At 63.4% G+C, this 22,659-nt stretch carries 14 protein-coding genes and 1 pseudogene; 3 read left to right on the top strand and 12 right to left on the bottom strand.

Translation table 11 applies throughout. From position 1 onward, the window contains the following. The first annotated feature begins 141 nt into the window (after window positions 1–141). Window positions 142–744 carry a hypothetical protein gene (locus tag ABZ382_RS29295; protein WP_357095434.1) on the top strand — a complete coding sequence of 201 codons (603 nt, stop codon included), beginning with the start codon at window positions 142–144 and terminating at the stop codon, window positions 742–744. A 727-nt stretch (window positions 745–1,471) separates the two neighbouring features. Here the strand turns inward: ABZ382_RS29295 and ABZ382_RS29290 are convergent. From ABZ382_RS29290 to ABZ382_RS29270, 5 genes are all read right to left on the bottom strand, one after another. After that, complete coding sequence (locus tag ABZ382_RS29290; protein WP_357095762.1) at window positions 1,472–1,843, bottom strand: Uma2 family endonuclease; 372 nt, start codon at window positions 1,841–1,843, stop codon at window positions 1,472–1,474. A gap of 581 nt (window positions 1,844–2,424) precedes the next feature. Beyond that, complete coding sequence (locus tag ABZ382_RS29285) at window positions 2,425–2,631, bottom strand: helix-turn-helix domain-containing protein (RefSeq protein ID WP_357095431.1); 207 nt, start codon at window positions 2,629–2,631, stop codon at window positions 2,425–2,427. A 376-nt stretch (window positions 2,632–3,007) separates the two neighbouring features. Next, window positions 3,008–3,430: a pentapeptide repeat-containing protein gene (locus ABZ382_RS29280; RefSeq protein WP_357095759.1), complete on the bottom strand. Its 423-nt coding sequence runs from the start codon at window positions 3,428–3,430 to the stop codon at window positions 3,008–3,010. Window positions 3,431–3,951: 521 nt separating this feature from the next. Continuing rightward, window positions 3,952–7,572, bottom strand: a complete 3,621-nt coding sequence (locus tag ABZ382_RS29275) for a hypothetical protein (protein WP_357095428.1) — start codon at window positions 7,570–7,572, stop codon at window positions 3,952–3,954. A gap of 959 nt (window positions 7,573–8,531) precedes the next feature. Then, window positions 8,532–8,750 (bottom strand): hypothetical protein, encoded by a 219-nt coding sequence (locus ABZ382_RS29270; RefSeq protein WP_357095425.1) that lies wholly within the window; start codon window positions 8,748–8,750, stop codon window positions 8,532–8,534. Window positions 8,751–8,884: 134 nt separating this feature from the next. Between ABZ382_RS29270 and ABZ382_RS29265 the strand changes: the two genes are divergently transcribed. Beyond that, the gene (locus ABZ382_RS29265; protein WP_357095423.1) at window positions 8,885–12,298 is read left to right on the top strand and encodes a hypothetical protein; all 3,414 of its coding nucleotides are present in this window, start codon (window positions 8,885–8,887) and stop codon (window positions 12,296–12,298) included. A gap of 566 nt (window positions 12,299–12,864) precedes the next feature. On the opposite strand, the pseudogene ABZ382_RS29260 reads toward ABZ382_RS29265, so the two are convergent. After that, window positions 12,865–13,759 (bottom strand): annotated as a pseudogene (locus ABZ382_RS29260) (Tn3 family transposase); the annotation flags it as partial. A 228-nt stretch (window positions 13,760–13,987) separates the two neighbouring features. Further along, entirely contained in the window at window positions 13,988–15,352 is a 1,365-nt protein-coding gene (locus ABZ382_RS29255) for a serine/threonine-protein kinase (protein ID WP_357095420.1), read from the bottom strand. A gap of 384 nt (window positions 15,353–15,736) precedes the next feature. On the opposite strand from ABZ382_RS29255, the gene ABZ382_RS29250 reads away from it, so the two are divergent. Beyond that, a complete protein-coding gene (locus ABZ382_RS29250; RefSeq protein WP_357095418.1) occupies window positions 15,737–16,612 on the top strand; it encodes a hypothetical protein in 876 nt (291 codons plus the stop codon). A 907-nt stretch (window positions 16,613–17,519) separates the two neighbouring features. Here ABZ382_RS29250 and ABZ382_RS29245 read toward each other — a convergent pair. The 5 genes from ABZ382_RS29245 to ABZ382_RS29225 form a co-directional block, all read right to left on the bottom strand. Then, the gene (locus ABZ382_RS29245) at window positions 17,520–17,858 is read right to left on the bottom strand and encodes a hypothetical protein (protein WP_357095415.1); all 339 of its coding nucleotides are present in this window, start codon (window positions 17,856–17,858) and stop codon (window positions 17,520–17,522) included. A gap of 147 nt (window positions 17,859–18,005) precedes the next feature. Continuing rightward, a complete protein-coding gene (locus tag ABZ382_RS29240) occupies window positions 18,006–20,747 on the bottom strand; it encodes a caspase family protein (protein ID WP_357095412.1) in 2,742 nt (913 codons plus the stop codon). Then, window positions 20,744–21,109, bottom strand: a complete 366-nt coding sequence (locus tag ABZ382_RS29235; protein ID WP_357095410.1) for a hypothetical protein — start codon at window positions 21,107–21,109, stop codon at window positions 20,744–20,746. Before ABZ382_RS29235 ends, ABZ382_RS29240 begins: the two co-directional genes overlap by 4 nt. A gap of 588 nt (window positions 21,110–21,697) precedes the next feature. Then, window positions 21,698–22,054 (bottom strand): hypothetical protein, encoded by a 357-nt coding sequence (locus ABZ382_RS29230; RefSeq protein ID WP_357095407.1) that lies wholly within the window; start codon window positions 22,052–22,054, stop codon window positions 21,698–21,700. A 257-nt stretch (window positions 22,055–22,311) separates the two neighbouring features. Continuing rightward, the gene (locus tag ABZ382_RS29225; RefSeq protein WP_357095405.1) at window positions 22,312–22,521 is read right to left on the bottom strand and encodes a hypothetical protein; all 210 of its coding nucleotides are present in this window, start codon (window positions 22,519–22,521) and stop codon (window positions 22,312–22,314) included. Window positions 22,522–22,659: the final 138 nt, after the last annotated feature.

Raw genomic sequence — 22,659 nt, 5'->3', positions numbered from 1 at the left:
CGAAGATCAGGCGGCCGAACCGATTTGAGGCCGACGGAACGTCCACAATTGCCGGTGGTTGCAAGGTCTACGGGTGTCGGTTGGCGCCGTTAGGTTGTCGGTGACCGAAGAGTTCGGTTACTGAAGTGTTTTTGGGGAGACGTGGTCGATCACAACTGGGAGCAGCTGCTCGAAGAGTTGCCGCTGTACCTGTATCCATACCCTCCCGGTGAGCATGAGGGTGCACTACTGCAGATCCGTGATGTCGAGACCGGGTATCGAGTGTTGTTCCGCGACAACGGTGGTGTCGAGGTCATGGTTCCGCTTCCCATCGAACCGGAAGAGAGACGGCGTTTGGTGGAGGTCCTCCGAACGCATCGCACGACCAATGTCGGGACGCTGTATCTGACCACCGGGGAGGTGATCCGCGCCGATGACAAACCTATGTGGGGCCCCTCTTCGGTGTTCGAGGACCCGGGTGACCCGGCGGTGTGCGAAGTCTCGACCGCGTGGACCGATATCGACAGATTTCGTAAGGAGGTGGCGGCCGCGTTGGTGGAGGTCTTCCGTGATGGCTGGGCCGCCTCCCCACAACGACTTCGCTACACAGTGGCGAACGAAGACGGTCCCGAGGACGCTCTCTACGGAATCACCCGGACACTGACTGCAGTGGCTCCGGATCGCCCAACCCACCGCAACGCGGCCGAAACGTGTACGAGCTGGGATGATTTCGCCGAACGGCTGGAATGGGCGATCACAAGCTGAATGGCCGGTCAAGGCGCATGCCGCGCTGACGGAAGCGGCCAGCGAGGTTGCCGAATGTTGCGCCAGATGCACTTCCGCTTATTTGGTCGTGACCGCCAAGGGCACGAGCCTGACCCATGCGCCGTCATGCCTGTTGACTGCACCACCAAATCCCGCGGCCGTCGTCCGGCGCAGGGCAGATGACCTTGCCCGAGGCCACGACGGCACGGATCGCCTGGTAGGTCGAGGCGGCGGGCCAGCGGTTCTAGGGGCGATGCAATTGGGGGCGGGTCGGAAGGACACGTTTCGGACAGTTTGTGAAACGTGAACATTTAGATTGTCGGTGCGGCGGGCGGTGCGCCAGCCGTGATCTGACGAAAGGTGTTCTGCTGTGCGTACTTTCATCATTGCCGCCGCTGTGGCCGGCGCGTTGTCCGTCGGAATCGGACCGGCGGTCGCTGCGCCGTCACCGCTGACCGATACATCGGCTGCCACAGAAGTGGCCTACTGGACAGGGTCATCGGGGAGCAGCGAGACCGGAAGTACATCGTGGCTGGCTCACCTGCCGGGGCCGAGCGGCCAACTTATCTGCATCCTGACCGGCGGGCCCAACTGCATCGTTGTCCCGTAGGCGCGGTCCGCGGCCACTTGTTATTCGCCGGTGAGGATCTCCGAGTGCCGGTTTCGAGTCGCAGTCGTTGGACGCGCTGTTTCGTGACGCAGCGGGCCGGTCGTCGCGCGGCAGTCGCTAGAGCTCGAATTCGATGTTGGCCACCCGGACGGGGGTGATGATCGGCTTTGTCGAAGTGACCTGGTATTCGCCGTCGGAAGGGCTGGTGTGGAGGGTCCAGGTTTCCCGGGCGGGGTCGACGATCAGGTATTCGGGGACGCCGGCTTCGGCGTAGATGCGAGCCTTGTCGATGTGGTCGGCCTCGATGCTGCTGGGGGAGACCACTTCGAAGAATGCGAGTGCGTTCTGGGCGTGCAGCGGCTCGCCTTTGCGGAAGATCGCAACATCCGGGGCTTTGTCGTTGTCACCGGTTCCGGCGATCTTCACATCCGATGTGGTGGCGAGGGTCGGGTCCGCGAGTCGGACCCGAAAAGCGATCTCCTGGATGATGTTCCAGTGCTCGGGTTATTGAGGGTATACGACGATCACATCGCCGTTCGCATCGGCGCGGAAACCCTCAGGAACGTCCATCCCGGCCGCTGTCTCCACGAGCTGGCGGTGCAGGTTCATCGCTGCCCCGTTCTCCGTCGCAGAACTGGAGGGTATGCAGACAAGGGTATGCAGACAACAGTAGAGCCGGTCCGAAGACCGGCTCTACTGTTCTGTCGGGCTGACAGGATTTGAACCTGCGACCACTTGACCTGGGTTCGAGTTGGCCGAACGCATCTCCGTGGTTCCCATCACTGCTGGTCATCCAACGTTTTGTGGTCTCGTTGTCCGGCGCCGGTGCTGAGCGTATCCCATCGTTTCCCGGTGAAAACGTGAGGTTTTCGTGAGGTGTGGGTTCTGGAGTGTTGGGACGCTGTCGAGTGGGCGTCTTGGAACCGTCCGCACGTCGAGCGTCAGCGTGTCGGATCGGACACGCCGGGGAACTTTTGCGCTGAGCTAACTGTCAGCATCACGGGTTGCGGATGCATCCGACGGGAAGCGGTCGGGCTGATGATCGACACGACTGTCGGCGGCCGCAGCGGTTACTCCGACGCTTGAGGTCGACCGCCCTCGTCCAGCTTGCTCTTCTCCCAGCTGAGGAGGTCGGACAGCCGATACCGCCTGTACCGTCCCATTCGAGCGAAGCGTGGGCCCCGACCGGCGCCGGCCCAGCTTGCCAGCGTCTTCTTGGGGATCTTCAGTCGCGCGGCGACTTCATCGGTGCTGAGCCACACTTCGTCATCCGCCATTGTGACCAATCTCCAAATGTCATGTCCAGGAGACCGATTGGGATCGTACGCTCTGGAACTTCACTCGCGACAATGGCCGCAATAGGAGGGCCACCCTCCATCGAAGTCGACTGCGGGATGCGGTGCCACAGAGTTACCGAACTGTGGCTCACGGTTTCACGTCTGGGCCGCCATGCCGCTCAATCGCCGCAGCGGCTCCGAACCTGAACGTACTCATCCAACTGTCTACCAGCTGGATGCTTCGATATCGTCCCTGCCCGGCCGAGTCCAGTCTCGTTCTCGACACGTTTCCGGACGCACTGCGCCGCGCCTTCGCGCAGCTTGCGTCACCTGCCGAGAATCGACCGATTCTCGGACAGTCACGCGGAAGTAGCAGTTATGGCGATGGCTGCGGCCAATCTTGTGGCTCGACATTTCGGGGCTTCTGGCTGGCGTCCTGGTCCCAATCGAACTCCGGGTCCGGCGGACCCCACCGCCTCGGACTGGCGAAAGATACAACCGCAGTAGCGAATTCGACCTCTCCGAACCCGGCGGTGCCGGAGAACGTCACGCCATTGAACTCGGCGGCGAGGAACGTCGCGTGCTGGAACCGGGCTCCGCTGGAGAACGACGTGCCTTCAAACCAGGCGATGCCGGAGAGTATCGCGCCGTCGAATGTGATGGTGTCGGGGAACGTCACCCTCGCGAACCAGGCGATGGGGCCGGCGAACCTCGCGCGTCTGAACCGGGTGACGCCGGAGAGTGTCGCGCCATCGAATGTGGTTGTGCCAGTGAACGTCGCGCCGTCGAACCGGGTGATGCCAGAGAACTTGAGTTGATGAAGTCAACGTTCTCGAGGTATGCGGCACGGAAATCGAAATCGCTTGTTGACCAGCTGTGTTCAGCCTTGCTCCCAAGGTGGTCTGCGGTGATGGTCACGCGTCCTTCTCGGTCGTTGTGCCGGCGCTGCGCGGGGCGGAGTCCCCGTTAACCATCGCTCATTCTTGCACTCTGGTGTAGGACGGGCACTTGAGGAAGGTTCACTGGCCAGATGGCGCCGCGCTCGCCGCAGGCTTGGTCCCGCCTGGCGGGCCTGTGCCACTGGACGATCCGGACATGCCGCATTCAGCGCGGAGCGGCGCGGCCACAGTCCACACGGCAGAAGCAGCCCGCACCATCCCTATCGGCCAACATCGCCAACGACGCAATCCCCTGGTAGCAACCGAATCTCAAAGGTCACCGACGAAACGGACCGTTTGGTGGTTCGGGACGAAGGGGTCGCAGATTCCTTGAACGTAGGACATTCAGCGCCTCGGAGGAGGCTGCCGGAAACAGGCAGGATCACCGTCTTCCAGGAAGTGACCCGCTCTCTTGGGCGGGTGCAAGCACACCTCTGTGCTCATTGATCAGATCAGAGACGAGGGAGTGCAGGACTACCTCGTCGACTGCAGGTAGCGCCTGAATCGGGGTATCCCAACTGGCGACCGACCACGCGAGTGCGAGAAAGCGTTTTCTCGTCTTACCGCTGGTGGCGGCTTGCGCGAGTTCCGTGAACGACTTGGCTCGCATATCCGGTTGGGGGATAGTGCCCGCAATCGTCTCTGCATGGTCGGTGAGTTGCGAAGCGCGCTCAGGATCCTCGTCCGCAACTGCCGCAGCGACACGGAGGGATGCTTCGGCCTGAGAGCCCGGGTGGATGATGTTGCGGGCGATGGCCTCGGCACGACGAGGTTCCTTGGCTGCCACCGCGGTAGCAATTCTTACCAGTGCTGTACTGGGCTCAAAGAATGGGTCGTTGATTGTGCGGGCGACTGTCTCGGCACGGTCGATGAGCCGCGCAGCGCGCTCGGGATCAGCCTCCGACACCACTTGCGCAATGCTGACAAGGACCTTGGCCTGCCAATATGGGTCTGTGATCGTGCGTGTGATGGCCTCTGCGCGGTCGGGGGTGGCGACGGCCGCCACCTCCGCGATATGACCAAGCATTTCGGCCCGAGTATCCGGGAAGGCGATGGTGCGGGCGACTGTCTCGGCACGGTCAATAAGTCGCGCAGCGCGCTCGGGATCAGCTGCCGACACCACCTTCGCGATACTGATAAGAGCCTCAGCCTGCTGATGAGAGTCTGTGACGGTGCGAATGCTGTCCTCTGCGCGGTCGGGATCAGTCGCGGCTCTCGCTGCAGCGAGAGCGGCACGTATGCCGTCCAGCTCGTCTGTGCTGGAAATGAGGCGAGCAATCTTCTCGGCGAGGTCGGCGAGCCGATCGGCACAGGCGGGATCGGTAGCCATCACCACCTGCGCGATTCCGATGAGTGCTCTGACCTGTCGACTCGGTTCGGAGATTTCACGGGCGAGGGCTTCGGCACGGGTGGCATCGACTGCGGCAACTGGTGCCGCGAGCGCGGCAAGCGCGTCGGCCCGTTGGAATGAGCCGGTGATGATGTCGGCGAGGGCTTTGGCATTGTCAGGATCTAAAGGCGCGACCGCCTTAACGATGACAGGGAGTGAGATTTCCTGGTTGTGGGTGTTGGCCAAGGTGTAGGCGAGGGTCTCGGCCTGGTCGGCGATCTGACGGGCATGGTCAGGATCAGTAGTTGCCACTACTGCCGCGACATCGGCAAGTGCGGCCACTCGCTCAGACGCCCGCGAGACGGCGCGGGCAAGCACCGCGGCATGGTGGGGATCAGTTAAAGCCACCGACGCGCTGGTCTTAGCGAGTGCAATATCTCGCTGGTATGTGTCGGTGAGTGTGTAGGCGAGGGTTTCCGCGCGGGCAGGATCACTGGCCGCCAGCTCGGGGATGACGGTCGCCGCGATCGATTGGTGTGACCGCGCGAGGGTCTCAACACGGGCGGTGAGCTGACTGGCACGGCTGGGGTCAGTAGCAGCCACTGCCGCTGAGATTTTTGCGAGCGCGATGGCTTGCTTGCCCGTGTCGGTAATAGTGTGTGCGAGCGTTTCAGCGCGGTAGGGATCAGCAGCAGCCAACGCGCCGACGAGGGTGACAAGCTGGCCTTCTCGCGAGCCTGGATCGGCGGCCACACTCGCAAGGATCTCGGCACGGTCGGGATCTGAGGCGGCCACGGTCGCGATGACCGCGGTGAGCGCCCTCGCTTGCTCATGCAAATCGGGGACGGTGCGGGCAATGGATTCGGCATCACCGATGAGTTGCGCAGCGCGGTCAGGATCAGTAGCCGACACCGCTTTCGCGATCTGGACCAATGCCACGACCTTTTCCTCCGGTCGGGAGATGGCCCTACCGATGGCCTCGGCGCGGTCGGGATCAACAACCGATACTGCCCCAGCGACCGCGGCGCATGCTTGAGCCCTATATGCCGTGTCGGCAATCGTGCAGACGACAGCTTCGGCGCAGTCGACGTCGATGGCCGCCGCTACCACTGCAACCATTGCGAGCATGAAGTCACGCCAAGTGGGTTCGGGGATGGCGCGAGCAATGGATTCGGCATCACCAATGAGTCGCGCAGCGCGGTCAGGATCAGTAGCCGCCACCACTTCTGCGATCTTGATGAGCGCAGTGGCTTGTTCGCGTAAACCGGAGAATGAACGGGCAATAGCTTCAGCGCGCTCGTATTGGCCGAGTATCGCCAGCACGGTCAACAGTTGGCTGGGGATGTTGTCATTGCGATTGTGGAGGTTGTCGCGATGACGAGCCAGGCGTGCGGTACTGAGCAGATCAGGGTCAGGCTGGTCACAGATACGCCTTTGGACAGAGCGTATCTCAGCCAACGCGGTCACATCACTTCCAGTATGTTCACGCATCCGGTCGTGGCGGGCGGCGTCAAGAGCCAAGGCGATCATTCGTGGCAGGTCGTCGTATTTTTCCAAGACGGGGAAGTAGCGACGCAACAGGAAGTCCGGAGTATCAACAGGCCAGCCAAGCTCACGGTAACGGTCAGCCCACGTATGCAACTTGCCCAGGCACTGCTGGATGTAGGCATCACCGAGTTGCTCTTCGGCTGTGCGCTGCAAGGTCTCGTGAGCGAGCGCGAAAACCAGAACCTTGACACGGGCGTGGGCGAGCGCGGCCAGCGAGCGGGTGCGCAAGCTGCGGCCGGCTACCGCATGCAACAGGTGCAGGATCTGGAACGGCGCCAAACCGGTGAGATCGGTGAGTTCGGAGGCGGTTAATCCATTGGCAGCGGTAATCAGCGCGAGCAGATCACGGTGTTCTTCGGCCCCACGCAACAGGGCGCCGAGCTCGGCAAGAGCGAGTCGCTGGATGTCAGCGGCGAACGGTGAAGACCTCAGCCGGTAGGGCTCGGTTCTGGCCAACGGATGACGTTGCGCGATGGGCAGAGTCGGGCCGTGCCGGCTGGCGACGATGACCCGCAGATTCGGGTCAGGCCGCGCTGGAAGCAGCGTCACGATCGGCGGCGTGCCGGTGTCCTCGTCCAGTCCGTCGACCACCAGTACAAGTCGGCGCCCAGCGTCGGCTTCGCGCCGCGCGGCGAGGGTGAGCAGTTCGTTGCGCAGCCCGTCGCGATTGATCGTCGCCGTCGCAATCAAGGTCCGTTTGTCCGGTAACAGCACTGCGAGTTGGTCCAGGACCGCAGCGGTGAACGCGGTGTGGTCGTTCTGATCGGCGAGCCGGTCGGTGATGAAGAACCCGATCACCGCCACGTCCGAAGGCGGAAACAGCGTGAACCACGACAGCAATGCTGATTTGCCTGCCCACGGCTTGGCCCGTATCCACATGTACGGCTGATCACCGCGGCAGAACCCGGCCACATCGTCGAGTTCGGTTTCTCTGCCGAGTAGCCCGTCGACCGGGGCGAGGAACTCACGCACCTGTGACACGTACAGTGACCGCCCTGAGAGAAGTGCCCCATTCGACACCACGCCGACGTCGAAACGATTGACGGTGTGGGAGACCGACAGATCGCGCCCGGCCTTCACTCGGTCGAAGTCGTAGATCGGCGCGGCCCGACGATCGTCGCTCATGACGGTGGAATACCATCGTGGCCGGCGTCGATGTCCTCGAAAGACATGTCGCCGCGGGAACGTACCTTGTGCGCTCGCACACCGGTACCTGACGCTCGAATTCCCTTGACCCGCAGCCCTCCTCCACTCTTGACGTTGCGAAGAACCATTCCGACGGCAGGCTCCGGAGAAGGTGTGGCCTGGACATGCTGTAGCCACATCGATGCCGCAAACGCACCTACGGTCAGCACCCCGACGGCAGTCCACGTCCACATCGAGTGATCCCCGCCGGTTGCGTAGTTCACCGCCACCGCCAACCCCGTTGTCATCACCGCAGTCACCGCCGTAGGCGCCACCACCCTCGACAGCGTCCGTCCTGACACCACGACAACCCCTCCCGCCAAAATAGGGACCTCTATCCTCACAGTCCGCCGCCCGGAAAACCAGTAGTCTCAGTTGCGAACACCAGCGACAACGGCCGTTGCAGAATCAAACTGACGCAACCCTTTTTGCCGAATCAGGCGGCTACCGCGACACCAGTGCGTTTAGACTGGTTGATTCCGGAGTCGAAAACCGATCTCCGTACCTGCCTGTCAATCCTGTGGTGGCCCTGGCGGATACAGGTCGAGCATCCGTCCAGCAGGTCGATCAGCGCCATTCGAATCCGCGGTGCAGGCACGGTTGGCGTATCAGGATGCGGAGATGACGTCGGGACACAGGATTTCGGCGGCCACCGTTGCAGCGCCCTGTGGGCTGCGGTGGTGGCCGCCAACGTCAGCAACTGGATCCTCCCGCTGCCGTTCCTGGGACTCGCGCTTGCGGGTGCGTTCGAACTCTGTGGCATCTTCGGTGAGCTCAAGCTGTGGCGGCCACCTCGCTGGGTAACCCGTTGGACGGGGTGCAGGAAACGATCCGGCACCAGCCGCAAGGCTGCGGCTGGTCGAAGGGAGCCCGGGGGAACGTGTGGTCGGCCTTCTCGATCAGGGGGTGAGGCTGGACGGCGGGTTGGTGTCATCGTGGGTCTCTTTGTCGGGGAAGGGATCCGGAGTGTCCTTGATGGCTGCAATCAGCGAGCGGGCGGCGTACACGACGAGCTGGGAGGCGGTGAGTAGTTCAGCGAACGCGGCCGGGACGCGGGCCGCGTTCTGGAGCACGAGGACAGTGAAGGCGATGAACGCGAGGAGTTCGGTTCCGGTCATGGGTCTACCGTCGTGGAGGGGTGCCTCCGGTGGCATCCGGTGGGGTGAACTCGCGCTAACCGCCTGTTAGGGCAGGCGGGCAGGCTTATCCTCCGAATGAAAACGACCACCGCTCTTGGGCAGATAGGCACGGCATGGTGGATCCCGCCGGTATTCACACCCGCCCCGAACTGCATGCTGCCGTGGGAAAGCTCGTCAGGGACTGCGGCGTGAGCTATCAATCGTTGTCGAATCGGGCGAAGGATGTCGCGCCGAACACGATCCATGATTGGGTGAGCGGGAAGACGTTCCCGCGGTGGACAAACTTGGCCTTACTTCTGAAGGCCTGTGGTGTCACGGACACCACGATGTGGCGTGCGGCGCATACGCGTGCACAGAACGACACCCTGACCCGGCAAGGGCGGCTGCTGGCTGAGGTCACCGACCCGTTCGAGATGGAAGTACACCGCCCCATCAGCGAGGGTCCGGTGAGGGGCTTACCACCGTTGCCGCCGTATGTGCATCGAGCCCACGACGAGCATCTCGCGAGGATTGTGCGCAGTGCCGCTGAGGGTGCCAGTGCGATGGCGGTGTTGCTGGCTGGATCGTCAACTGGCAAAACTCGCGCTCTCTGGGAGGCTCTGATACCGCTACGCGAGCGGGCCGGATGGAGGGTGTGGCATCCGCGGTCTCCCTCACGGCAGGAGGAACTGAGTGAAGGTCTGCGGCGGGTCGGCCCGAGAACGGTGGTGTGGCTCAACGAAACCCAACGCTACTTCCAAGGACAGACCGCAGCCGAGCAGGAACGCTCGGCCAACGCTCTACTGGGTCTGCTCACCGACTCCCGCCGCGCCCCGGTGCTGATCTTGGGCACCATGTGGCACGAGCACTACAACGCGTTGTGCGGTGACCCCGGCACAGCGACCCGTAGATTGCTCGATGGCGCGGTCATCACGGTGCCACCCGTGTTCAGCGGCGTCGATCTAGAAGCCATGCGCCGCGCCGCCGAGCAGGATCCGCGGCTGGCACAGGCGTTTGCTCGGGCCACCCGTTCCGGCCAGATCACCCAATATCTGGCTGGTGGACCCGAGCTGATCGACCGTTACGAGCACCAAGTGACCGAGGCGGCGCGGGTGGCCATCACAGCTGCAATCGATGCTGTGCGCCTGGGCCACCGCAATGTCTTGCCCCATGCGCTGTTGCACGATGCTGCAGCCGCGTACATGAGCGAGGACTTCTGGGATAGTTTGGCGGAGAACTGGTTCGAACTCGTCCTGGCCGAAACCAGCCAGCCGTGCAAAGGTGCTCGCGGACCGATTAGTCCCATTCGCGGCCGCCGCATTGGGCACACCGCCGACCGGCGAGGCCAGTCAGGGCCGGGGGTGCCGGTGTATCAGCTCGCCGACTATCTCGATCAGTATGGCCGCCGCCAACGTGCAGGCATCATCCCACCAGTCGAGTTCTGGGATGCTGCAGCCATATACGCCGCCGCCGACGATCAGCACGCCCTCGCCAAGGCCGCCTGGAACCGCGGACTCTACCGCTGTGCCGCGCAGTTATGGAAGAACGCGAGCGATCACGGCCATCCCGCTGCCGCGCAATACCTGATCGACTGTCTCGGCACGTTGTTCCCTCACGACTCGCGCCCGGCTGCCTGGGTCGCCGCCCGCGCCACAGTTGACGATCCGGACGCTGTGGTCCGGCTGCTGGAGAAGCTGCGGGCAGTGGGTGCGGAAGACCAAGCACAGCACCTTGCCGCCCGCGCCGCCCCCAGGGCCGCCGTCGACGATCCGGAGCGTGTGGTCTGGTTGCTGGAGGAACTGCGGGCTGTGGGTGCGGACGACCCGGCCCGGAACCTGGCTATCCGCGCTGCCGCCGAGGCCGCTGTCGATAATCCAGGCGTGGTAGCCAAGCTGCTGGACACGCTGCGGGCTGTGGGTGCGGACGACCAGGCCCGGAACCTGGCTATCCGCGCCGCCACCGACACCGCTGTCGACAATCCTCGCGTGGACAGGCTGCTGGACACGCTGCGGGCTGTGGGTGCAGACGACCAGGCCCGGAACCTGGCTATCCGTGCTGCCACCGAGGCCGCTGTCGACGATCCGTACGCAGTGGTCCGGCTGTTCAAGGCCCTGCGGGCCGTGGGTGCGGACGTCCAGGCCCGGCACCTGTCCACACGGGCCGCTAGCGACACTGCTCTCAACCGTCCGGGTGCGGTGGCCAAGCTGCTGTATGCACTGGTGAAAGCGGGTGCGGACAACCAGGCCCAGCACCTGTCCACCCGAGCCGCTAGCGACACTGCTCTCAACCGTCCGGGTGCGGTGGCCAAGCTGCTGTATGCACTGGTGAAAGCGGGTGCGGACAACCAGGCCCGGCACCTGGCTATCCGCGCCGCCTCCGAGGCCGCTGTCGACGATCCGGACGCAGTGGTGCGACTGTTCGAGGCGCTGAGGGACTCTGGTATGGACGAACAAGCTCAGCACCTGGCTATCCGCGCCGCCACCGACACCGCTGTCGACGATCCGGGTGCGGTGGCCAAGCTGCTGTATGCGCTGTCGAAAGCGGGTACGGACGCCCAGGCCCAGCACCTGGCCGCCCGCGTGATCATACGTCCGGGAGCGGTGGTCTGGATGCTTATGGCACTCCAGGAAGCTGGTGCGAAAGCCCAAGTCCAACAACTGGCCACCCTCGCTGCCATTGAAACGGCGCTCGACGATCCACGTGAGGTGATCTGGTTACTGGAAACTCTGCGCAGAGCGGGTGCGGACGTCCAAGCCCGGCACCTGGCCACCCGCGCCGCCGCCGAAGCCGCTGTCGACGATCCAGAGGTGGTCTCGCTGCTGGACGCGCTGCGAAAAGCGGGTGCGGACGCCCAAACTCAGAAACTGGCCACACGCCTCGCCGCCCACATCACCGCCCGCGCGGCCGACGTCGCGGTCGACCATCCGTGGCCGGTGGTTTCGTTGCTTGCCGCGCTGCGGGCAGTGGGTGCGGACGCTCAAGCCCGGCATCTGGCCATCCGTGCCGCCACCAATACCGCTGTCGACGATCCGGACGCGGTGGTTTGGTTGATGGACGAGCTCCGGAAAGCGGGTGCGGACGCTCAAGCCCGGCACCTGGCCACCCGTGCCGCCACCAATACCGCTGTCGACCATCCATACGCGGTGGCCAGGCTGCTGGACGCGCTGCGTAGAGCGGGTGCGGACGCCCAAGTGCGACACTTGGCGACCCGTGCCGCCGCCGAGGCCGCTGTCGATGATCCGGACGCGGTGGTTTGGCTGCTCAACGTATTGCGGGAAGCGGGTGTGGACGCCCAAACACGGCACTTGGCCACCCGCGCTGCTGCCGAGGCCGCTGTCGACGATCTGCAGGGGGCGGTCAGGCTGCTGAGCGCGCTGCAGGATGCAGGCGCGCACGAAGCTCAAGTGCTCATTGACCGGCTGCCTGCCCTAGGCATGTTCGATCTGTTCTTAAATTCAATCTCTGATCGATCAACGCAGTTTGGCTTCGGCCGAGAACCAGCGAGCGGCGCTCCCGCCGAGCGCTGGACATGGGAGGACCTTAACTAGCGAGGCATGCGGCGGAGCGCAGGTTCGTGGCGCGGATGACATTGCGTCCCCATCAGCGCCGGGTCGCAGCGGCAGCGGTAAAGACACTCGCTGCCGGGGGCCGCGCGGCAGGTGGTCGCCCATTTACAGGACCGACAAGACGTTCGTCGAGGCTGTGGTCGGGGTCAGCCTGGCGGCCCAGGGGCGCGCGGCGCGGCCGTCGGCACGGCGTAATCACGGCACACACCGCCGCCGCGACTGGCCCACCCGATCCCTGACCGGCTCAACGCCCCCGCGCCAGCGGGGATGGTCCGTCGGACAGCCAACTACAGCCGCGAGTACGAGGTCAGCCCCGCGCCAGCGAGCAAAGTCCCGCGCGAAACACCATCGTCCGACTGGCCCCTATAGTCGGCCCCGCGTCAGCGGGGTGGTCCGAGGTTGCAGTTCACCAGGATGTGCTTTCGAAGGCGACGACCGGATGGACCGAACCTGGACCCACCTCTGGAGTCATTTGATCTCGGCGCCGACAGGCGTCCCACAACCCGATCGGCCGGGCAGTGCACCTGATGTCGACGGGTGGGGCAAGGCTAGAAGAGCGTGTCCCGGACGCGGAGCGGCCGGTAGCCGGTCGGACCGAGTTGCGCGAGTTCAGCGTCGATATCGACCTCGATGGCGCCGATGAAGTTGATGTTCTCGCTGTGCGCCGGGCTGATGTGCGACAGCACGTCGTCGTCGATGCGGCGGCCCTCCCGGCGCATCTGCTCGACTGCCAGCCCGTAATACTCTGTGGTCCAGGCGATCACAGCGTTCGTCGCCAGCGTCAGGCACCAGGCCTGCTCGGTCTGCCCGTCCAGTTACCTGGCCCGGATCGTGCCCTCGTGCGCGTAGAGCAGGTCCCGGCGCAGCGCATGCAAGGACACCCCTTTGTTCAGTTGCCGCGCGATCCGGCGCCGGTAGACCGGGCCGGACAAATACCGTGCGGCATAGATCGAACGCCGTAGTGCTCCGTACTCCTTCAACGCCGCGGCGAGCGAGTTCTGCCGGCCGGAGGCGGACAGCTTCCCGACGAGCAGGGACGCGGTGGCGTGCCCGAACTTCAACGACCCCGCCAGCCGCAGTAGGTCATCGTAGTGCTCGGCGATCAGCCCCAGATTCACCTTCCGCGTGAACAACGGTCCCACGCACGGGAATCGGGACTCGATGTCGGCGCGGGGGCCCGGCCGGTACAGGGCGATACGGCCCAGGTCCCGGATCCGGGGCGACAGCTGCAACCCCAGCAGGTCGAACAAGCCGAAATTCACCAACGTCACGCCATGCGTATCGGTCCGCATGCTCGGAGATCGGCAGATCGGTGGCGTTGCCCAGGATCTCGTCGAGCACGTAGTACGCTTCACGTCTGATCGCGACGATCACCTTCGTGCCGTTGGTGGCGTGCTGGTCTGTGACGTGCGTATACGTCGATAGGCCCTCGTTGGCGAAGTAGCTGACGACGGACGACCTTGATGGCTTCGATACTGCGAGCTTGTAAGCCCACATGCGGCGGGCAGGGCGGTAGGCGGCATCTTGCATGCCTGCTCGACGTCGACACCGCCGGCGCAGGGGCCCGATATCAGGAGCGATCCGGCGAAGGTCGCCGTGGCGAGGATTTGGCGGCGTTCCATCCCTGCCGAGTCGGTCAGCACGAAGGGAGTCCGCCACAGCCATCCGTCCTTATAAGGGCGTTACCTCCGAGTTCTGACGTTGCAGCTCGCGTGCCCTCGCGAAGTCGAATGCGGACCTGATCGCAGACCATGCCAACAACCAGATGGCGATTCCCCCGAGTGTCAGGACCGCGTCGCGACTTAGCGTGCCAGCTTCTGTCTCGAAGATATCCAGCCGGCCGATTACCAGCCAGGCGATGGCGAATGCGACGAAGGCCGCCATCACGCGTACCATCGCGACGGCCAGCTTCCGTAAGGCCTGGCCGGCTTCGAATCTGGTCATGCGAGCCTCCTGCATGTGGAGCTCACGGGCCAACTGGACCAGATCGGACTTGGTGAGCGGGCTCTGCCCGGCACTGTCGAGCCCTCCGGGGAGTAGATCGCTCCATTGCTCGCGAATTTGCCTGAGCAGCTTGGGTGATGGGTGGTCGGTCCGTGCTGCAAGGATGGCGTCCCTCACCGTTAATAGTCTATCCTCCACCCGTTTGCCGCCTCGGGTCTGCGTGAGAGCTTCCTGCGCTGCCTCGGCGAGTTCGGTGCACGTCCGGAATCGCGATTGTCGGTCCTTCGCTAGTGCGGTGGTGATGACCGAGTCGAAGTGGTGCGAGATGTTGGTGCCTACGCCGCTCGGCAGCGGTATCGGGGCGCGCGAGTGATCGAATGCCAACTGTGCCAAGTTCGTCGACTGGTACGGAAGCTGACCGGTCAGCATGTAGAAGAAGGTGCACCCCAGCGCGTAGACATCTGCGCGGCGGTCGATGCGCCCCTCATCGTTGAAGCGTTCTGGCGGAAAATATTGGAAGCTGCCGATCAATTGCGCAGTGTCTGTCAGTGCGGTGCTTTCGTTGACGTCCTTGGCAATTCCGAAGTCGGTGAGGATTGCTACGATTGGAAGCTCTGAGCCAAGAAGGATGTTGGCAGGCTTCACGTCGCGGTGCAGGATCTGTCGCGCGTCACGCGCATAGTCGAGCGCTGATGCCACCTGTTTCACGATTTGGACTGCAGCCTCGGGATCCATAGCGCCGGAGCGGAGAACCTTGCCCAGGTCGGGGCCGTGAATGTACTTCATCGAAATCCAGAGTCGGCCCTCGTGCTCGCCGTGCCCATATACGGTAATGATGTTCGGGTGCACGAGCCTTGAAACGATCTCCGCTTCGCGTTCGAAGCGTCTGCGCAAGACCGGATCCGACGTGGCGCTGCGGTCGAGTAGCTTGAGAGCCACTGTGGTCGGGTACGAGCCTTCCGGATGGTTCAACGCAATGAGACCGTTCGGTTGCTTCTGTGCGAGATACACCTCGCCGAAACCACCTGAGCCGAGCAGCCTCACAACCTTGAAACCTGCAAATATCTCCCCAGGCTGCAGCGAAGTTGCCACCTGATTCCTCCCGATCCGGCGTACCGAAGAATAGGTATACCCGGGACTGTAGCGGTGTGCTTTCGATTAGCCCATCGGGGTTCATTGCCCGTGGTCGGGACGGCTGTGCGCCGTCCTGTTCCGTGGCTCGTCGGTCCAGCCGGTCTCGACGCCCAGCAACGTGGGATCGGTGCGGCATCTCGTTGCTCGCGCATCACGAGGAAAGGCTCCTCAGCACGCAGCGGCGAGAGAGTGGTTCCGGATCAATGTCGCCGATGGCGGTCGAGGCGGCTCCTCTGCGGTGGTGCTGATCTTGAAATCCCCTGATGCAGAGGGTATTCGCCGCCAGCAGGTAGAGTCCGTGCCTAGAATAGCTCAAGCCGAACACCGCACGTGGAGACCTAGATGGCCGATCAGCGCGAGAGCGATTCCGCGGACGCTTCATCCGAGTTGAGTGACGTGCGTTCCGCTCGCGATCTGGCGCTCGCGCTCGCCCGGCGTCAGGCCGTCGTGGGTGTTACCCGGCCGCAGCTCGTAGCTGCGGTCGGGGATCATGTCGTGGATGATCTCGACGGTGGGTACGTCCCCGGCGATCTGAGCACCTACCTGCATCTGATTCACGTGCTCGGGATCGTCAAACCGCGGGCTACGAATGAGTGGGCAGCACGGTACATTCGCGTGCTCGAGGGGCCACGAGGACAGATAGCGGCATTGGGCGATAATCGTGGCGTACAGGTCGGTGAGAACTCGAACGTCACGGTCAATCAGTTCAACTCCTATGGGCCCGCGCGCTTTCGGCGGCGGCCGATGTCGACCCGGCAGATCTTCTTCTTTGGTTTCCTGCGTGCTTCTCTGTTCCAGTCGAACTTCACGTTCCTGTTGAGCATGCTCTTCACGGCAGCCGGTGCGATCGTCGTGCTGTTCGGTGCGGTCCTCGCGTTACGTCATGTAGGCGAAGCCGACTACCGGGGATTGATCACCAGCGGCGCCGGTGCGGTCGTCACTACCTGCGGTGGAGCCTTTGCCGTCCAAGCGCACAAGGCACGAAAGGCAGTGACGGAGCAAGCGGATCGTGTTCGGGAGGAAATTAACAAAGACAACGACTTCCGGTGGGCAACTGCGCAGATCGACAAGATCGACGATCCTCAGCTCCGTGACTATCTACGTGCAATCGCCGCGCAGAAGAAGTTGGGGATGGCGCCAAGTCCGGTCAAGCAGGACGAACAACTGCGGTGGGCAAGACTGCAAGCGCTGGAGACGAAGCCCGACTCCAAATTATGACGCGCACTGTCGGGCGCCAGATCCAAAGGCCTCACCCCGCAGCGGCTTGCCGACCAGCTTGGAGAACAAGCCTGGATGTGATGTGGTGGCGCTGAGGCGAATTGCCGGCACCAACGTGACCAGTTGAGGGAGGCGGATTCTTGCGTGCTTGCCGGGATCGGATCTGGAACGGTTTTGGAGTCTCGCCGTTCTCTACCAAGTTGTGACCTGTTGATCGATGCTGCCGTATGCGTGCCGGGCAGTGCATGGGTCTTGCCCTGCCCAGAAGGCGAAGGTACGGCCATCTCGACCGACCCGTCAGCGATGCCCAGGCCTTTCGGGGAGGGCCGGCCAAGGTCGAAGGTGGATCGAACTCCACGTGTGAATCGTCGTTCTAGATTTCACCTAGTCACTGGAGGTTTCACTACACGTTTCACCTGTGTCACTGAATCTTTCACCGGGCAGGTCAGGGGCGGCATCGACGGGCAGCGCAAGCGTTGACTCGCTCGGACCCGAACGCATCAACTTCGATGGGTCCTGCATTCTTTCGGTGCCTCTCCGGATCCGAAGCGCAAGGATCCTGTAGGCGTCGGACGTCAAGCCACGGGCATCGCGCTTGTCGATGGCCTGTGGCGCCGGTTCGAATCATGCCAGGTGGCCAGAGTCGAACCGGGACTGACAACTCGCCAGGATCTGGCAGCGGGCATGCCCGCTCGGGTGGTCGATTTGCTGGGCGGCCGTATGCAAGTGGAAGGTTGGCGTGATGGTGGCGCAGTCGGAGGCGCCAGTCGGTGCGCGCACTGACAACGCGGAATGCCGGAATCTCCCGACCGCCGACCTCGAGCCTCACGACCGGCCGCGGTACCTGTATGGCGCTGGATACAACGATGCCCCAGGGCTCATCCCGGGGCATCCGTTGGGCTGCAGGCTATTTAGTGCCGCGCTCGTGTTCCACGTAGCATTTCGCGAGGGCCTCACTCAGCTTCCGCAACAGCGGCTGGTCCGGGTCGTCGTCCTCGTCGATCACCACGTACCGCGTCCCGAACAGGTCGGAAATGGTGCTGTTGGCCCGTTCGAACCGTTTCTTGGGCCGGATCAGCACCAGCTGGAATCCGGGGAACACCGCCATCCGCTGCGGCGCCTCCACGACGACTTCGTTGATCCGATCGACCGACCGCGCCTGCAACTGCTGCCGGGTCAATTCCTGCCAGCCGCGTATCTCGGCATCGCGGGGCGCGGCCGCAATCGCGTCGTCAAACCCGCTCATCCTCAGAACGGTAGCCCTGGCAACCGACAGCGCGGCTCGGATTGACCCACTGGTCCGCACCGACACCGGCCAGCCCAATGTCGTTGCCTGCATACATGTTCAGCTGTGGGAGGGCAACCTAACTACCACTACCCCGTGTACGGCAACTCAACTCAGCTCAGCTGGTGGGCTTTGCTCCCAGACTTCTTGTGGCAGCGAGCATTTGTCGTACCAACTCTGCGAACCGCCGATCATGCAGTCAAAAGGCACTGCCCGTAGTGGTATGAAGTCGAGTTCCCTGAGCACGTTCATAGCCCCTTGCTCATATGCGAATCGATACCACTTTTCGATTTCCTCGACTGTCTGCCCGGCAGCCTCTGCGAGCGCCAACGACTCGATCGCTCCGCCAAGCTGGCCGGCGAGCACCGAGCAGAGAAACAAGATCCCGAGAGGATTGCCATCCTCCGCGGCCCGCCGGAACCACATCTTCGCCTCCTCAGGGAAGCTCTGATCGCGTCTTCGCAATTTCAGCCCGAGGTTGCACATTGCAAGGCTGTCGCAGCTCGCGGCCGCGGCCCGCATCCATTCCTCATCTCGCCACAGGCTCAGCTTGAGACCCAGGTGAAGGCCTCCGTGGGCCATTGCGCGGCGGATCCAGCGGTCGGCTTGCGCCAGATCTCCAATCTCCGCACATTCCTGGCCGAGGCTTTCCATGGCAAAGGGGCTCCCCGCCTCAGCGGCTCGATCGAGCCAAGCGCGACCCAACTCCGGTTTGCCCCGGAACCGATACTCATCACCCAGCAGATACATCGCAACAGTGCTACCCGCCTGGGCAGCGCGCATGTACCACTGCTCTGCCTCGGTCCACCGCTCGCCGGCAGAGGGCGAGCCCAACAAGCGTGGCGGCCCTAGGCTGTTCGCCAACGCAACCATGGCACGAGGGTCCCCGCGTTCCGCCTGCTCTTGGAAATGATCCTGGATCTCGCGGGGCGACCGACTCGTGCTTCTGCCCCGTATGTCAAGACCCATACCATCTGGCGACGTGATCGCCCTCTCCACCATGTCGATGGTCAGCAGCGCCAGTTTTGCGGCGGCAGCGGGTACAGCGGCAGAGATGGCCCGTTTGTACCAGACCTCAGCCGCAATGAGGTCGCCGCGCTTCTCTCGGAGGGTGCCCAGTCGCATCAAGTCCGGGCCCCGCATCGATACATCAGCGGTGAGGTGGAGGTAGTAGTTTCCCGAGTCGTCTCCGATAAGGTCCGCGAGTGCGCTTCCACTCAGGCCTGTCGCGCGACGCCACCATCGCGTCGCACCGTCGAGATCGCTGGTGGCCTCGAGCTCAATCGACAGATTCCGCATCGCCTTGACGTCCCCGAAGTCGGCCGCCCTTCGAAGCTGCGCGATCTGCGAACCTTTTCCGAAGATCTTGGCCCTGCCTGCAGTTCCTGCCCCTCTCGGCCGCGGAAAGCTGTTGGCTACCAGTATCCTTTCGGACTCCTCATACACCTCCTGAAGAGTGAGCCCAGGCGAGTTCGCGGCGATCAGCAAGGCGGCGGTGAACGCCGTATTGCGATGCCCGGCCGGAGCGACGGACGGCTCGTTCCGGTCCGAGGAAGTCAGCACATAGCCTCCACGCAGATCGAGTTGCGCGCGAACGGCACTCGCCACATCGGACTGGAACACGAAGCCCTCAGGCAGCGCGCTACCCGAGAAGCAGCAGTCCAGGATCAAGATCCGCACTCGGGCCGGACTGTCCTCGAGCTCCTCGCGTAGTCGGTCATAGCCCAACGAGCGCAGCCGAGGAGTGCGACTCCGGCTCTTGGCCGTCGTGAAATACAGCTTCAGCTGTCGGTCGAGCAGCCCATGACCCGCGTAGTACACCAGCAGGACGTCAGTTGCGCTGGCCGCCGCTTCCTGGACCGCTTCATGGATCTGCGCGTCATCGACAGGATCGGTTACGACAGTGCAGTTCTCGGCATCGAACCCACCGCCCGCCGACGAAGTCACCACCTCGGCGAGGTCCCGGACGTTCTGTACCACCGCGGGGATATCGTCAAGATCCGGATCATCGAAATGGGCAGCCCCGATCAATACCGCTCGGGACCCGCCTTTGCGGTAGACCGGCATAGCTTCCCGCTGCGCGCGGCTGGCGGAAGCACCATGCACCGCCCGCGGCCTCCATGCACGAAACAGGGTGCTAGCGCGCGGGTCCATACCCCTGCCTAGCCACGTGTATGCCGGCGGTGGAGCTCCACCAGCCACCAGCAGCCGATTGATACCGGCGTACAGATCCTCGAGCGTCAGATCGCGATCCCTCTCGCTCTCGACCACAGTGAGGAGGGCACCGGTGAACGCAGAGTAGCGCTGTTCTGCATCGATGTAGGCAGCTTCAGCGGAGTCAGTGGAAGTCATGATGTACGTGACGCCAGCATCGATCTGCCTGCTGCCCATTGCGGTGGCCCACCCCGTGACATCAGCGGCGAGGCCGGAGTAGCTGCAATCCAGTAGCAGGATCTTCACGGCAGCCGAACTGCTGGCCAACGCGTCGCGCACCGTCTCGAACGGCAGTGCCGTCCATGGGATCTGAGCACGGTCGGAACCAGCCAACCCGAAATGGAGGTTGTCACGATCGTCGAGCAGGCCGTGGCCGGTGTAGTAGATGAGCAGCACATCGGCAGGTTCACGGCAGGCGCGCGAGATCACCTGGCCGAATGAGCGGGCGTCCGGATTGTGTAGGACGGTGCAGTCTTCACGGGAGAAGACTCCACGAACTTCATCGGTCAAAGCTGCGGACAACCCGCGTAGATCTTCCTCTGCAGCAGGAAGATCCGGCAACGCGTGATCCTGGTACGAGCTGACGCCGATAAGCACCGCCCGCGTGCCGTTCGGGTGCGATGGTGGCGAACTCATCGTGGTTCGTCCGGTTCCTCCAGCAACTCGCGCAGCTCGCGCAGTACTTCAGCCGACTTGACCCGTTTGGCATCCAAATCGACTTTCGTCCCATTGCGTTCCACTGTCACGGTGATATCCGAACGCAGTTGGGTCAGCCAAGTTGTCAGCGATCCGATCAGTGCTGGTGCGAACCCGGCCGCGCCGATCGCCGCGGTGAGGACGGAGTACACATCACCCATCTGGCCCGCGACGCCACCCGGTGGTGGTAGATGCACCTGTCCCCGCAAAAGATTGTCGCGGCGGAACCACTCCGCTAGCGCCAACAGATCTTTGACACCGCCGCTAGTGCGAATCATCAACTGTCCGTTCGATCCTGACATGAAGCCATCTTGCCGCAATCAGCTGCCGTATGACGGCGCGAATTCGTGTTTACGGACTGGCCACCGGCGCGCCCCCGGAGGGAAAGTGCCTGCTGCTGGTGCGCGCCACGCCTTTCGCGCATCCGATGGCCCGATCGGAATGTCTCGCACCAACATCGGTGCACCCGCCCGCCTCGGCCGTGATGCGGCCACGCCGACCGACGACGGCCTCGATGTCGCGCACCACACGCTCGGCCGGAGCGCCGCCCATGACCGCGGCAGATTGTCGGTCCTGGCTGGCAGTGTTGTGGTTCACCCATCGAAGGAGGTGTACTCCAATGTGGGCAGGGTGCCGGCCAGTCTTGAATCCGGAGTTCGCTCTGTATCTGGCTGATGCAGATGCTGTTCGCCGAGAACTGTGAGTACCTACACCGCTCAGGCGCGCCGGTTCTTGGCGTGGCTGGATGACAAGTTCTCTGTGGCTAGTCTGCGATATTCCTCGACGATCCGCCGCGGGTGATCGTGATGCCGAAGCCCTCGTCTCCCAGCTGCAGACTCCAGCAATTCGTCGATCAAGCTCTGCGGTGTCGCCGAGCTCGTGGTGGCGGCTCACGTGGTGACGGTGTACAGGGCCGAGTATCGGCTGCAGGACCGCGCGGGAGGGGGCCGCCGGAACCGTCGCAGGCGACGCAGTCCCTCAAGCAGCCCGCTCGTCCAGACGCGGGGGGATCCACCGGCCGAGGGTGTGGCGCGCGCTCGGCCGTAGCGGATCCGCAGTGACGTGGAGATGACATCGACGATGAAAGCGACAGCGATCGTGAGTTGCGCTTCCGGCTGAATCCACATGTCGCCCAGCGCGTCGTAGCGGTCGAGTAGCACCACGTCCAGACTCGCATGTCTCGGCTCCAATTTGCTCTTACCGTCCAGAACGGAAACATCCGCTGTGCCACCACCGTCGGCAGGCATGGATCAACCTGGGCCCACGGCGTCCATGCGAGCGACTTGGGTTCGAAGCCTTCCAGCATCCTGCATATGCAGTAGGTGACCAGCTTGGCGACGCCAACGAACCCAGAGAAGGCAACCCAATTGCCCATAGCGCGCGAGGTGCGGGCTGCAGCCATACCGACACGGACTACCAGCACGACGATGACGACTAGTGCCGCGTAGGCGAGCATCGTCCTCCATGGAGGTCCGGGTGTCGGCGGTGGCGGTCACAGCGGGTTCTACTGGAGAATTGCCTTGATGACATCGACGATCATCGTCAGAACTCGTTGGGCTGAGCGGCGCTGAGCGGGTTTGGGATGCGCGATGGCAACGAAGATCACACCGACGACGGTGAGGATGCTGATGAAAAGCATCGCCGCAACGAGGACGAAGGCGGCAAGGGGGAACTGATCGATGACCGAACTGCCCAGCAGCATGGGGGTTTTCATGATCGACTCTTTCCTGGTTGGCGAATCGGGAAAGAGCGTGCGGCAGAAGCCAGCCACAGTCACCAAGGCAGCGGCACGACGTCGCCCTTGCTGGCACAAAGGCACTGATAGATGGGCCTTTTTTGCTCGGTTGACCAG

This window comes from Nocardia sp. NPDC005825, assembly GCF_040630175.1.
Lineage (GTDB): Bacteria > Actinomycetota > Actinomycetes > Mycobacteriales > Mycobacteriaceae > Nocardia.
This window is presented reverse-complemented; position numbering and strand designations above follow the sequence as displayed.